The sequence below is a fragment of the Oceaniglobus sp. K40-3 genome (assembly GCF_055808395.1).
This window is the reverse complement of record NZ_JBVVRW010000004.1, coordinates 290,708-303,323: the sequence shown is the minus strand read 5'-3', so window position 1 is coordinate 303,323 and position 12,616 is coordinate 290,708. Positions and strand designations below refer to the sequence as shown.

The following is a 12,616-nucleotide window of genomic DNA, read 5'->3' as shown; positions in this document are numbered from 1 at the left end:
GGGTTAGCTCCTGCTTTGGCTGTGACGGGCGGTTTGGCCGTCGAAAAGTGCCGAAATATGGGTGGGTGGGCAGTTTCCCGCGGTTGGCACCGCGACGCGGCCCTTGGTGATCCGGGCGCGCGGGCCGGTCAGTTCGTACAAGGGCGAGGTTTCGCCGCGATCAACGTATTCAACCACCGCGTCGGTTTGGCGTGCGGCGGCAAGGGCCAGCGCCCAGGGCTGTTCGCAGGTGTTGTGCAAGATCACCGGCACCGATTTTTCGGCTGCCATGTCGAGAATGCGCAGCACCTCGGTGATGCCCCCGGCCCAGGCCACATCGGGTTGCAGCAGATCGCACAGGTTTTCGCGCAGCAGTTCACCGCAATCCCAGCGGTTGAAACAAAAATTCCCCAGCGCAAGGCGAATGTCGCTGCCCGCTTTGGCGCGGATGCGGCGCAGCCCGTCCAGATCATAGGGCGGCAGCGGGTCTTCGATCCAGTAAACATCCAGATCGCGCGCCGCCTCGGCAAAGCGCAGGGTATAGTCGGCATCCCAGGCCATGAAGCTGTCAAGCATGACGCGCCCCTTGCCGGCCACATCGCGGAACTGGGCGATGTATGTCACGTTCCCGGCCAGCCCCTGATTGCCCGACGAGGGTTCAAACGGCATGGCGGCCTTGATGCCCCACCAATCGTCGCCGCTGTGCGCCTCGGGCTGTGGGGTGGTGCAATAGACGGCCAGATCGGGGGTTTTCGCCCCGCCCAGCAGATCGACCAGCGATTTGCCTGCGGTCTTTGCCTTCAGATCCCAGAGGGCGATGTCGATGCCCGCAATCGCCATCATCGGAAAGCCGGACCTGTCACAAGGCAGCAGCGAAAAGAACATCTGGTCCCAGACCTCGGAGATGTCCGTGACCTCGACCCCGTCCAGAAGGCGCGACAGGTGTTCGTTGACGATCATCGCCACGATCTCGCCGCCGTTGGTGGCGGACCAACCGACAAGGCCGTCGTCGCTTTCAATCCGCACGAACACCTTCTTGGTCGGCCACATCCAACTGGATCGCTTTTCACCGAACTGCGGAAACCGCGACATGGGCGAGGCAACGCGCGTGGTTTGCAGTTTTTGCGCCTGAAAGCCCATGTCGACGGCGCGGGCCTGGATGGAGGTGATCTTCATCCTTTCACCGCCCCGGCCAGAAGGCCGCGTGTGAAATAGCGTTGGCCGAAGAAGAAGACCAACATGATCGGCATGGCGACAAGGCTGGCGGCGGCGCCGACGCGGTTGAATTCGATGGTGAACAGTTCGACAAAACTGGCCAGGCCGATGGTTACCGTCTTGCTTTCGGCGGATTCCATCAGGATCGAGGCGAAGGCGAATTCGCTCCAGGCGCCGACGAAATGCCACATCGCGGCGGTGATCAGCGCAGGCGTGGCCAGCGGCAGCACGATCTTGATCATGCATTGCAGGCGCGACGCCCCGTCCATCATCGCGGATTCCTCAAGCTCGAACGGGATTTCGCGTAAGGAAGACGCGATGATCCAGGTGGCAAAGGGCAGGCCAAAGGCGGAATAAAGCAGGGTCAGGCCCAGAAGGCTGTCTTGCAGGCCAAGGTTGTTCATCAACCGGTAGGTCGGCAAAAGCAGCGCCGCGCCCTGAAACATCCGGCTGATCAGCAAACCGCCCAGGATCAGATCGCGGCCCGGAAACCTGATCCGGCTGAAGGCGTATCCGGCCAGGGTGCCGAAGATCAGCACGATGAGGGTCGAACTGACCGACACCAGAACGCTGTTTGAAATCAACCGTGGCCAGTTCAGAAGCTGGCTGGACTGCGACGTGGTGTCGAACAGGGCCGTATAAGCCTCGATCGTGGGGGCGACGGGCCAGAAGGTCAGCGGCAGTGAGGCCAGTTCGCCGGTTGTCTTGAACGAGGCGAGGATCAGCCAGAAGATTGGAAACAGCACATAGACGGCAATCACCAGGCCAAAGACGGACAGGCCGATCCAGTAAAGCGGGCGTGGCTGCGGATTCATGAATTACCTCCTGCGGCCCAGGACCGACGGTTGATGTAAAGGTAAAGGCCAACCACCGTCATCAGGAACCCCAGGTTCACCACCGACATGGCCGAGCCGACGCCCCAGTTGAAGAACTGGAAGCTTTGTTGATAGATATAGGTTGACATGATCTGGCTGGAGTTTGCCGGACCACCGCCTGTCATCACCCACGGCAGGGTGAATTCCGCCGTGATCCAGATCATCGAAATCACGGTCACGGCTGTCAGCGAGAACGCGATGTTGGGCACGATGACGAACCGGAACCGGTGCCAGCCGTTGGCGCCATCCATGCGCGCCGCCTCAAGCTGTTCGGACGGCACCGAACGGATCGCAGCACAGAGGATCAGCGCCACCAGCGGCATCTTGCGCCAGATCAGCACGATCACCAGCATCCACATCACAAGGTCGGGGTTGCCGAGAAACGAAATCGCCCCATCGGTCAGCCCCAGCCGCGAGAAATAGTCGCCGATGACGCCCACCTGGCCGTGCAGCATCCATTTCCAGGCCATCGCCGTCACCACGTCGGGCAGAACCCAGGGCAACAGGATGATGGCACGCAACCCCATGGTCATTCTCGAATCGATGGCCAGGAACAGGCCGACGGCAAGCCCTGTCATCACGCAAAGGATCGTGCCGCCGAGAATCCAGATCGCGGTGTTCTTGACCACGGTGGGAAACACCGGATCGGCGAACAGCGCCTGAAAGTTGGACAGGGTGCCGAAGCCCCGTTCCTGCCCCATGACAACACGGGTCAGGGACAGGGTGCCGACATCCCATGTCGGGCCGATGACAAAGGCCAGAACCGCCGCAACGACGGGCAGTATCATAAAATAGGCGAGCCATGTATCGCTGCGACGGTTCATATCATTATCCTTTCCGGGCCGATCAGCCGCGCAGCAGGTCGATTTGCGCCTGTGCGGCCAGGGTTGCCTCGTCGGCGGCCTCTTGCGGGGTTTTCTGCCCCAGAACCACCTGTTGAATGGCCGTTGCCAGCGCAGCTTCAACAGCCGAAACGCCGATGAATCGTGGCATCGGTTCGGCGCCGTCAAACAGCGTGCCGGCGTTGTAGGATTCAACCCAGGCGGGCCATGCCTCGGCCAGGCCCTTTTCGCTCCAGGCGCTTTTGCCGGCCGGAACCCGGGCGATCTCTGGGTTGCCGCCCCAGGTGTTCAACTGTTCGTCCTGCGACCAGAAATCCAGATATTCGATCGCGGCTTCGGGGTTCTCGCTGCGGCTGGACACCATCAGAACGGCGGTCCCGTCCATCAGTGCGGCGACGGGCGGAAAGGCGCCGCTGGGCTGATCGGGGCGCGGGAAGGGGGCGCCGGCCCAGTTCATGCCCTCCATCACACCCCATGGGGTGTTCAGCCACGACAGGCCGATCCACATGGCGGCGCGTTTCTGGCCAAAAAGCTGTGCCGTGTCACGGAAGTTGGTTTCGGTCATCGAGTTGCCCGAAGGGGTGGACCCATCCGCAATCAGATCGGCATAGAGTTGCAAGGCATCGACGACGCCCGCGTCGTTCAGCGTGACCTTGCCGGTTTCCTCGTCAAAGATCCGCCCGCCGTTGGCATAGGCGATACCTTCAAAGATGTTGATGTCGACGGGGGCGGTGGTGGCCGGAAAGGCGATGCCCGGACGATCGGCGGTGGTCAGCTTTTTGGCATATTCACGCAGCTCGCTCCAGGTTTCGGGCGGGCGGTCGTATCCGGCCTCTTTCATCGCGTCGGTGTCGATGGCGATGAAGGTGGCCATGTCGACATAGGTGGGCAGGCCATACAGCTTGCCCTCGTGCATGCCCGAGGACAGGACTTCGGGAACGATGCGGTCTTTCCACCCCTCCAGCTTGTCACCGGCGATGTCGTCCAGCGGCTGGATCATGCCGAATCCGGCAAATTCGGGGATGTCCTGGCCGAAAGCAATGATGACATCGGCCAGCTTGCGGGTCTGGAACCCGGCCAGGATCTTTTGGCGGCGGATCTGGCCGTTGAAGAACGAATAGTTCAGGTCGATGTCGGGGTTGGCGGCCAGAAACTTGTCGTTTGCGGCGGGCCATGCCTCTACCTCGGCGGGGGTACCGCCGAATTTCCAGACCGAAAGCGCGCCCGATGCGGCACGGGCCGGAATCGAGGTTGTCGCAAGCGCCAGAAGCGCTGTCGTGCCGGCAAGGAAGCCGCGGCGGCCAATATCAGTTTTCATCAGTCTTTCCTCCCATGAGATGTCCCCGACAGGCCGGGGAACAGAAATGACATACGAATGTCATATGCTGTTGCACCGGAGTTAGCGTAATGATATTCGTATGTCAACGGGTTCGAAGCAAAAGCGTCAGGGGCGCCATATGACCGATAAAAAGCGAAAGGTGACGCTCAAGGATGTATCGGCCGCCTCGGGCGTGTCGCTGATTACCGTGTCGCGGGCGTTGCGCCTTCCCGACACTGTGCAGCCCGCCACGCGGGCCAAGGTGATGAAGGCGATCGATGATATCGGCTATGTTCCCAACCTGACAGCGCGGTCGCTGGTATCGAACCGGACCGGGATGATCGGCGTTGTGGTTCCGATTCTGACCAGTTCGCTTTTTGCCGATTTTGCACAGGGCGTTGCCGGGGCGCTGCACCGGGACAATGTGCAGATGTTGCTGGGGGTCAGTGAACGCTCTGTCGATCTTGAGGCCGAGGCGGTGCGCACCTTCATCGCCCGCCAGGCGGATGCGATCATCGTTACGGGGTTCACCCATTCCCCCGCCTGCATGAAACTGCTCCAGGCGTTCGACGGTCCCGTAGTGGAGACCTGGAACACCCGGCGCACGCCCATCGATTTGACCGTGGGCTATGACAACTTTGCCGCCGCGGCCGAAATGACCCGCTATCTGATCAAGCGCGGGTATCGCGAAATCGCCCTGGTGGGCGGTGCCTTTGAAAACAACGACCAGGCGGTGGATCGCCACGCCGGTTTTCTGTCGGCCATGGCCGAGGCGGGGCGCAGTGTGCGCGACGATTTCATCGTTTCCGTGCCCAACCCGACCACGATGCAAAGCGGCGGCGCAGCGATGAACCGCCTTCTGGATGGCCCGGTCAGGCCCGACGCGGTGTTCTTTCAGGCGGAAATCCCGGCCCTTGGCGCGGTGATGGCCTGCATGTCGCGCGGGGTGTCCATGCCTGGCGATGTGGCCATTGCAGGGTTTGGCGATCTGAACCTGTCGGCCCTGTTGCCCGTTCCGCTGACCACGGTGCAGATCAAGGCGCGCGAGATCGGCGAGCGCAGCGCGCGCATGGTGCTGGACCGGCTGGCCGGAAATGAAATCTCCGACGCCATTCAGGATGTCGGTTTCGATCTGATGATAAGGGAAAGCGCATGACTGCCACACAGAAACCCATCCGCGCCGCCGTGATCGGCGCCGGGCATTTCGCCTATCGCGTCCATATTCCGGTGCTGGCCGCCCGCCCCGAGGTGGTGCTGGACAGTGTCTGCCGGCGTGGGGCCGAGCCCCTGAAGCTGATCAAGGAGGAGTTCGGCTTTGAGTTCGGGGCCGAGGATTGGCGCGATGTGCTGGCGCGCGACATCGACATCGCGGTGATCGCAACGCCCCATCACCTGCATTACGAACAGGCGATGGCCTTTCTCGACAAGGGCTGTCACGTTCTGGTGGAAAAGCCGATGTGTCTTGATCCGGTTCAGGCCTGGGAACTGGTGGAAAAGGCGCGCGCTGTCGGGCGCGAACTGGTGGTGTCCTATGGCTGGCACTACAAGCCCGGCCTGTCAGATGCCCGCGCGATGATCGAACGGATCGGGCGGATTGAACATGTGGTCTGCCACATGGGGTCATTCACGCGGTCGGTCTTTGCGGGCAGCGGCGGTGCCGGGCGGTGGGCGCATGTCAAGATTCAGCCCCAGGCCGAAACCTGGCAGAATGCCGATGCCGGGGGTGGCTATGCCTATGGGCAGCTCAGCCATGCATTGGGCCTGCTGTTCTGGCTGACTGACCTGCGGGTCGGTTCGGTGCGGGCGCAGACCCTGAACGCCGAAAATGGTGTCGATCTGCACGATGCCGCCGTTGCCCGGTTCGAAGGCGGAGCGACGGGCGTGTTTTCGGGCACCTGCGGTGTGCCGGATGGCCACGGATTTGAGGTAGATCTGCGAATCTATGGCGAGGGCGGTTCGGTGTTGCTGGATATTGAAACCGAACGCCTGATCCTGAAACTGCCCGGCGGCACCCGCGAAGAGGCCGAGGTGCCCAAGGGCGCTTGGTTTTACAGCTGCGAAGGCCCGGCGAACGCGCTGGTCGATCTGGCGCTGGGGCGGGGCAGCAACGAAAGCGGCGGCGCCATCGGGGCAAAGGCCGTCGAAACCCTGCACGCGCTGGTCGCATCGGCGCGGGCCGATGGGCAGAACATTGATATCACATCCAAGGAAACATCAGAATGAACATACCGGATTTCAACAGGCAGATCGCCATCGTCACCGGCGGCGCACAGGGCATCGGCGGCGCCGTTGCCGCGCAACTGGCGCAAAAAGGCGTGCGTGTCGCGCTCTGGGATATGGACGAGGCGTTGGCACAGACCACCGCCGACACCCTGAACAACGGATCGGTTGCCGTGAAATGCGACGTGTCCGATTGGGACAGCGTTCAGGCCGCCTATGCCAGAACCATCGACACCTTTGGGCGGGTCGATATCGTGGTCAATTCTGCCGGGATTGCCGGGGCCAATGCCCCCGTTGCCGATTACCCGGTCGCCGAATTTCAGAAAATCGTCGCCATCAACCTGACCGGCGCTTTCATGGTCAACAAGGTGGTCGTGGCCGGGATGGAGGCACAGGATTATGGTCGCATCGTCAATATTGCTTCGGTTGCGGGCAAGGAAGGCAACCCCAACGCCTCGGCCTATTCGGCCTCCAAGGCCGGGGTGATCGGGTTGACCAAATCCCTGGGCAAGGAACTGGCCGGCAAGAACATAGCGGTGAACTGTGTCACCCCCGCCGCCGCCCGCACCCGGATTTTCGACCAGATGAAGCAAGAGCATATCGACTATATGCTGAGCAAGATCCCCCGTGGCCGGTTCCTGGAGCTGGACGAGGCGGCATCGATGATCGTCTGGCTTTGCACCCCGGAAAACAGCTTTACCACCGGTGCCACCTTCGATCTGTCGGGCGGGCGGGCCACATATTGACCACCATCGGGGCAAACAATTCTGCCGGTCCGGGGGCTGATCCATGGCCCCCTACACCCCGGCGCAGATCGTCGATGCGCACCATCATCTGTGGCAGATCGGCCGTTTTCCCTACACTTGGCTGGCGCCCGGGGCGCCGCCGCGCCCCTTTGGCGATCATTCGGCGATCAAGCGCGATTATCTGCCCGGTGATTACCGTCGTGCCACCGGAAACATGGCAGTGGTGCAGACGGTTCACGTTCAGGCCGAATGTGGCGCCGCCGATCCCGTGGCCGAAACGGCATGGCTCAGCGATCTGGCGCAGACAACAGGCGCCCCTGATGCCGCGGTTTTTCATGCCGACCTTGCCAGCAGCGCCGCCCCCGGCGTTCTGGCCGCGAATGCCGGGTTTGCGATTGCCCGGGGGTGCGCGCGCCGGTGTCCTGGCATTCTTCGGGGCGGTTCTGTTTTGCCGACCGGCCGGGAGTGATGGGCGAAGACGCCTTTCTGACCTCTGCTGCCCTGTTGCCCGGTCTTGGCCTCTCGCTGGATCTGGTGGTGGTTCCCGATCAACTGCCCGAGGTTGCCACGCTTGCGGCGCGGTTCCCCACGCTTCAGATCGTCATCAACCACCTTGGCACCGCCGAACCCGAAACGCGCGACCCGTGGGAGAAGGGAATCGCCGCCATCGCCCCGCACCCGAATATTGCAATGAAGCTGTCTGGCCTGTGGACCATCGACCGCGCCTGGAACGCCGAACGCCTGACGCCCTTTGTGCGCACCGCCTGTACCCGGCTAGGCCCGGCCCGGCTGATGTACGGAAGCAACGCGCCGATCGAACCCTTGCATTGCACCATTCCCCGCCAGATCGAAATCCTGGCCACGATCCTTGACGATCTGCCGCATGGTCAGCTTGATCAGATATTCGCCGGCACCGCCCGGCGCATCTATGGTCTGTCCTGACGTTCCGATGACGGCAGGGTGCTACCTGCGGTCAGAGTCTGCTGTCGAAGACGGATGCCGCAACAGCTCTCTGTTTCCATTGATGTGCGATATCTGCGGTAAAGCAGCCGAATGTTCGCCGCGCCCCGTCGTCTATGTGGCCACCGCTGCGCGTAGCTTTGGCCTTCTGTTGCTCGGCAATATCAACGTAAAAGGAGCAGAGTGGGAAGGTTTTGAACCTCTTCCTTGCCATGGTTCGCCCTCGACGTTCGAGATCATGCCTGCGTTGTCATTATTAACATAAGACGGATTATAAAAATACCATGCATTCCAAAACCGGTCATCTTGGTGCCTGTTCACGCCGGGGTAAAGATTGCGGTGGCCGGGTCACAGGTATAGGCGGCGACATGCTCTGCCGCGCTATCGGCCAGTTCCAGCACCGATCGCAGAATCGTTGCAACTTCGTCATCCGTGGCGAGAAAGCTGAAATTCAGGCGCACAAAGCCGGGTTTTTCAATTTCGTGCCCGGCAAGGATTTCGGCGCGCATATGCTCTGACGCACTGCCGTCAATCCCCAGCACGCGATGGACATAGGGCCCCGCACAGGCACAGCCGCCGCGCGCCTGAATGCCAAAGCAATCGGACAACAGGCGGGTGACAAGCTGTTGATGCACATGGCCCCCTTTGCCATCCCGCAGGCGGAACGAAAAAATCGGCAGACGCTCACAGGTGACATTGCCAAGCAATTCGATGCCGGGGTGATTGCCCCAGGCCTGCATGCCTTTGGCGCAATTCTCACGGTTGCGCGCGGTGATATATTCCTGCGTGATCGCGGCCTTGACCAGAAAACACAGGGCGGCACGCAGATCACCGATGACATTGGGCGTTCCGGCCTCTTCGCGGGCCTCCACATTGCCGGAATAATCATGGCTTGTGGGGGAAACAAAGCGCACGGTTCCGCCGCCAGGCAGCATGGGTTTATCGGCCAAAACCGCGTCGTGGCGCACAATCAACACGCCCGAGGCCTGCGGACCCCCGACAAATTTATGGGGCGACAGGACAACCGCATCAATCAGCGCATCCTGTGCCGGGGACAGATCAATGGGCAGATAGGGCGCACCACCGGCGAAATCCCAGATCACGGTGGCGCCTGCGGATTTCAACATCCGGCTGACCGCGACGATATCGGTGACGATCCCGGTCACATTCGACGCCGCCGAAAACGCGCCGATCACCGGCCGGCCCTGAACCTCGGCCAGGGTTTCGGCCAGTTTGCTCAGGCAGGGGCCGCCACATTCGGCCTCTGGCACCTCGATCACCTCGGCGCCGCTTTCGCGCCAGGGCAGGATGTTCGAGTGATGTTCGTAAGGGCCGATCAGAACCACAGGGGATTTTCCCGTCGCCACCATATCGGCCAGCCCGAGAAGGTGAACAAGGCGATTGATCCCCGCCGTCGCGCCAGAGCCGGTAAAGATCACCGCATGATCCTGCGAGGCGTTGCATTCGGCGCGGATAATATCGCGCGCTTCGCGGCGCAGACGGGTCATGATGCCACCGACATAGGACGCCTCGGTGTGGCTGTTGGCGTAGAACGGCAACAGTTCGGTCAGCACGAAATCTTCGATCTGGCGCAAGGCGCGCCCCGAGGCGACATAATCGGCATAGATCAGCGGTTTCTTTCCCAGCGGCCCGTCAACAACGGCATCGTGCCCGATCAGACCTGCGCTCAGATCCTTCACCGGGTTCTCGGTTCTGAGCGTGGCGCGGAAGCGATCAAAAAGGTTCGGGCTGTTGGGCTGGGTCATTTTAGGCTCACTCTTGCTGTCCCCGTGATTATAACCCCCGTGAAGTCAGCAATGTTCCCTTGATTTTGCGCTATTCCCTGTAATATTGGGTCATATGATTGAAATTGATCACATCGACCGCAAAATTTTAACCGTCTTGCAAAAGAATGGCGGGTTGTCGCAACGCGAGGTGGCGCAGGATGTCGGGTTGTCGCAAAACGCCTGCTGGCGCAGAATCAAACGTCTGAACGAACTGGGCGTGATCGAAGGCACCCACGCCCGGTTGAACACCGCCCTGATCGGGTTTGACCTGACGGTGTTCATGATGATCCGCACCCGTCAACACAGCGAAGGCTGGATGCGGGAATTCCGCAAACATGTGGCCAGCATCCCGGAAATCACCGATGTTCACCGCATTGGCGGTGATTGGGATTACCTGATCAAGGTCGTGACAACCTCCATGGCGGGTTATGACAAGGTGTATCAGGCCCTGACCGCCAAGGTTGATCTGGAAACGGTCACCGGGCTGTTCGCCATGGAAACGATTTTGGAAAACCGCCCCCTGCACCTGGGTTAAGGCGCAGGGGCATCCGCGTTCAGATCGCCAAAGCTGCGCCCGGTTTCGGCAAGGTCACGCATCAGGGCTGGCACCTGCCAGTAATGGGGGTCGTCTTTGGCATAGGTTTCGATCCGTTCAATCAAGGCCGCCGCGCCGATCCTGTCGGCATAATTCAGCGGCCCGCCCAGATGGCGCGGAAACCCGTATCCAAACAAGAAAACCGCATCAACATCCACCGGGCGCAGGGCAATGCCTTCGTCCACCACGCGCGCCGCCTCGTTTATCATCGCGGTCATATAGCGGGCGACGATTTCATCATCACCAAAGGCGCGGGGCGAAACCCCCTGCGCGGCGCGTTCGGCGTTCACGATGGCCACGGCATCGGGGTTGGGCACGCGGTTTTTCGGATCGTCATAAAGGTAATACCCCCGCCCCGTCTTGCGCCCAAACCAGCCCTGTTCACAAATCCGGTCGGCAATGGCGATATACCGTTCGGCCCCAGGGCGGGTTGGCGCCTTGCGCTTGCGCGTGGCCCAGCCAATATCAAGCCCCGCCAGATCAGCCACGGCAAACGGCCCCATGGCAAAGCCGAAATCCGCAAGCGCGCCGTCAATCTGTTCAAACGATGCCCCGTCAAGCAGCATGTAGTCTGCCGCCTTGCGGTAATGGGCCAGAATGCGGTTGCCGATAAACCCGTCGCAAACCCCCGACCGCACGGCGACCTTTTTCATCCGGCGCGCCAGCTCCCATGCGGTGGCAACCACATCGGGGGCGGTTTTGTCGGCCACCACCACCTCAAGCAATCGCATGATATGGGCGGGGGAAAAGAAATGCAGGCCGATCACATCCTTGGCACGCGTGGTCATGGCGGCAATTTCGTTCACATCAAGATAGGATGTATTGGTACCCAACACTGCACCGGGTTTGCAGATCCGGTCCAGCTTGCCGAAAATGTCAGCCTTCACGGTGATGTCCTCGAACACCGCTTCGACCACCAGATCGACACTGGCAAGGCGCGCCAACTCGGTTGTGGCGCTTAGCGTCGCCAACAGCCGGTCGCGATCCTGGGCCGTGATCTTGCCGCGTTTGACCGCACCTTCCAGATTTTTTGTCACAGCGGCCTGTGCCGCCGCGGCCCGGTCGGGTGCTGTTTCGATCAGGGTCACGGGGATGTCCGCCTGTATCAGCGCCGTGGCAATCCCCACACCCATGGTGCCGCCACCAATCACCCCTGCCGTTTCAATCTGGCGGGGCGTGGCCCCGGCTTCGGGGATGCGTTTGACCGCGCGTTCGGCGTTGAAGGCATGGATCAACCCTTGCCGGTCAGGACTGTCCATCAGTTCCAGGAACAGCGTGCGTTCGCCCTTCAACCCCTCGGCAATCGGTTTGCCGACTTGGGCGATGGCCGCGACCGCCTTGATTGGCGCGGCCAATGACGGGCGTTTGTTGCGCAACCTTTCTGTTGCGGCGGCAATACCGCCTGTATCGGGGTCGATGATGATGTCGCCGGTGCGGCGCGTGGGGAAAGATCCGTCCAGCACCGCAGCGCCAGCGGCAAGGGCGGCGGCGCGCGGGGTGCCTTCACCCATGCGATCCACAATCCCCAGTTTCACCGCCTCATCCACAGACAGGGGGCGGCCCGTGCTGATAACTTCGATGGCCTTGTCCAGCGCAATCAGGCGCGGCAACCTCTGTGTGCCGCCCGCGCCGGGGATAAGCCCCAGTGTCACCTCGGGCAGGCCAAGGCGCGCACCGGGCAGGCCGACCCGCCCATGGCAGGCCAGCGCCAGTTCAAGCCCACCGCCAAAAGTGGGGCCGTGGATCACCGCGATCACCGGTTTTTCGCTCGCTTCGATCCGGTCGAATACATCGGGCAGGCGCGGCGAAACCGGGGGTTTGCCGAATTCACGAATATCCGCCCCCGCCGACAATGCCCGCCCTTCGCCATAGATGGCGATGACGCGCACCGCCGGATCGGCGTTCAGGGCCGCAATTGCCCCGGCCAACCCCTGTCGCACCGGGGCGCCAAGGGCATTCACCGGCGGATTGTTCAGTGCGATCAACCCGATACCGTCCGCAACGCTGGTGTTGACCGTCATATCCGTACCTTCCGTCATATTGCACCCATTTTGGTGAACCTGCGATTTGGCTTCTTTC

12 protein-coding genes are annotated in these 12,616 nt (G+C 61.6%); 6 read left to right on the top strand and 6 right to left on the bottom strand.

Translation table 11 applies throughout. The annotated features are described in order from the left end of the window. Positions 1 to 3 precede the first annotated feature (3 nt). From AC0L7P_RS20865 to AC0L7P_RS20850, 4 genes are read right to left on the bottom strand one after another with little or no spacing between them, the layout of a single operon-like run. Positions 4 to 1,155, bottom strand: coding sequence for a mandelate racemase/muconate lactonizing enzyme family protein (locus tag AC0L7P_RS20865; protein WP_473436037.1), 1,152 nt, complete (start codon positions 1,153 to 1,155; stop codon positions 4 to 6). After that, a complete protein-coding gene (locus AC0L7P_RS20860) occupies positions 1,152 to 2,009 on the bottom strand; it encodes a carbohydrate ABC transporter permease (protein ID WP_473436036.1) in 858 nt (285 codons plus the stop codon). The genes AC0L7P_RS20865 and AC0L7P_RS20860 overlap by 4 nt, the downstream gene beginning before the upstream one ends. Beyond that, the gene (locus AC0L7P_RS20855) at positions 2,006 to 2,893 is read right to left on the bottom strand and encodes a carbohydrate ABC transporter permease (RefSeq protein WP_473436035.1); all 888 of its coding nucleotides are present in this window, start codon (positions 2,891 to 2,893) and stop codon (positions 2,006 to 2,008) included. Before AC0L7P_RS20855 ends, AC0L7P_RS20860 begins: the two co-directional genes overlap by 4 nt. Before the next feature lie 22 nt (positions 2,894 to 2,915). Beyond that, entirely contained in the window at positions 2,916 to 4,229 is a 1,314-nt protein-coding gene (locus tag AC0L7P_RS20850; protein ID WP_473436034.1) for an ABC transporter substrate-binding protein, read from the bottom strand. A gap of 139 nt (positions 4,230 to 4,368) precedes the next feature. Between AC0L7P_RS20850 and AC0L7P_RS20845 the strand changes: the two genes are divergently transcribed. Genes AC0L7P_RS20845 through AC0L7P_RS20825 form a run of 5 tightly spaced genes read left to right on the top strand, consistent with a single transcriptional unit; the run spans position 4,369 to position 8,137 of the window. Continuing rightward, positions 4,369 to 5,385, top strand: coding sequence for a LacI family DNA-binding transcriptional regulator (locus tag AC0L7P_RS20845; protein ID WP_473436033.1), 1,017 nt, complete (start codon positions 4,369 to 4,371; stop codon positions 5,383 to 5,385). Beyond that, on the top strand, positions 5,382 to 6,452 hold the full coding sequence (locus AC0L7P_RS20840) for a Gfo/Idh/MocA family protein (RefSeq protein WP_473436032.1): 1,071 nt from the start codon (positions 5,382 to 5,384) through the stop codon (positions 6,450 to 6,452). Before AC0L7P_RS20845 ends, AC0L7P_RS20840 begins: the two co-directional genes overlap by 4 nt. Further along, positions 6,449 to 7,195 (top strand): SDR family NAD(P)-dependent oxidoreductase, encoded by a 747-nt coding sequence (locus AC0L7P_RS20835; protein ID WP_473436031.1) that lies wholly within the window; start codon positions 6,449 to 6,451, stop codon positions 7,193 to 7,195. The genes AC0L7P_RS20840 and AC0L7P_RS20835 overlap by 4 nt, the downstream gene beginning before the upstream one ends. Before the next feature lie 43 nt (positions 7,196 to 7,238). Beyond that, a complete protein-coding gene (locus AC0L7P_RS20830) occupies positions 7,239 to 7,664 on the top strand; it encodes an amidohydrolase family protein (protein WP_473436030.1) in 426 nt (141 codons plus the stop codon). Continuing rightward, entirely contained in the window at positions 7,664 to 8,137 is a 474-nt protein-coding gene (locus AC0L7P_RS20825) for an amidohydrolase family protein (RefSeq protein ID WP_473436029.1), read from the top strand. Before AC0L7P_RS20830 ends, AC0L7P_RS20825 begins: the two co-directional genes overlap by 1 nt. A 335-nt stretch (positions 8,138 to 8,472) precedes the next feature. Here AC0L7P_RS20825 and AC0L7P_RS20820 read toward each other — a convergent pair whose 3' ends face one another. Further along, complete coding sequence (locus AC0L7P_RS20820; protein WP_473436028.1) at positions 8,473 to 9,921, bottom strand: aminotransferase class V-fold PLP-dependent enzyme; 1,449 nt, start codon at positions 9,919 to 9,921, stop codon at positions 8,473 to 8,475. A 94-nt stretch (positions 9,922 to 10,015) separates the two neighbouring features. Between AC0L7P_RS20820 and AC0L7P_RS20815 the strand changes: the two genes are divergently transcribed. After that, positions 10,016 to 10,477 (top strand): Lrp/AsnC family transcriptional regulator, encoded by a 462-nt coding sequence (locus tag AC0L7P_RS20815; protein ID WP_473436027.1) that lies wholly within the window; start codon positions 10,016 to 10,018, stop codon positions 10,475 to 10,477. Here the strand turns inward: AC0L7P_RS20815 and AC0L7P_RS20810 are convergent. Continuing rightward, positions 10,474 to 12,576 carry a 3-hydroxyacyl-CoA dehydrogenase NAD-binding domain-containing protein gene (locus AC0L7P_RS20810; RefSeq protein WP_473436026.1) on the bottom strand — a complete coding sequence of 701 codons (2,103 nt, stop codon included), beginning with the start codon at positions 12,574 to 12,576 and terminating at the stop codon, positions 10,474 to 10,476. The two genes, AC0L7P_RS20815 and AC0L7P_RS20810, sit on opposite strands and share 4 nt — an antisense overlap. Positions 12,577 to 12,616 lie beyond the last annotated feature (40 nt).

Coding starts and splice junctions, on each gene's coding strand:
- AC0L7P_RS20830 (WP_473436030.1), top strand. CDS start 7,239: ATGGCCCCCTACACCCCGGCGCAGATCGTCGATGCGCACCATCATCTG.
- AC0L7P_RS20835 (WP_473436031.1), top strand. CDS start 6,449: ATGAACATACCGGATTTCAACAGGCAGATCGCCATCGTCACCGGCGGC.
- AC0L7P_RS20820 (WP_473436028.1), bottom strand. CDS start 9,921: ATGACCCAGCCCAACAGCCCGAACCTTTTTGATCGCTTCCGCGCCACG.
- AC0L7P_RS20860 (WP_473436036.1), bottom strand. CDS start 2,009: ATGAATCCGCAGCCACGCCCGCTTTACTGGATCGGCCTGTCCGTCTTT.
- AC0L7P_RS20815 (WP_473436027.1), top strand. CDS start 10,016: ATGATTGAAATTGATCACATCGACCGCAAAATTTTAACCGTCTTGCAA.
- AC0L7P_RS20855 (WP_473436035.1), bottom strand. CDS start 2,893: ATGAACCGTCGCAGCGATACATGGCTCGCCTATTTTATGATACTGCCC.
- AC0L7P_RS20850 (WP_473436034.1), bottom strand. CDS start 4,229: ATGAAAACTGATATTGGCCGCCGCGGCTTCCTTGCCGGCACGACAGCG.
- AC0L7P_RS20840 (WP_473436032.1), top strand. CDS start 5,382: ATGACTGCCACACAGAAACCCATCCGCGCCGCCGTGATCGGCGCCGGG.
- AC0L7P_RS20865 (WP_473436037.1), bottom strand. CDS start 1,155: ATGAAGATCACCTCCATCCAGGCCCGCGCCGTCGACATGGGCTTTCAG.
- AC0L7P_RS20845 (WP_473436033.1), top strand. CDS start 4,369: ATGACCGATAAAAAGCGAAAGGTGACGCTCAAGGATGTATCGGCCGCC.
- AC0L7P_RS20825 (WP_473436029.1), top strand. CDS start 7,664: ATGGGCGAAGACGCCTTTCTGACCTCTGCTGCCCTGTTGCCCGGTCTT.
- AC0L7P_RS20810 (WP_473436026.1), bottom strand. CDS start 12,576: ATGACGGAAGGTACGGATATGACGGTCAACACCAGCGTTGCGGACGGT.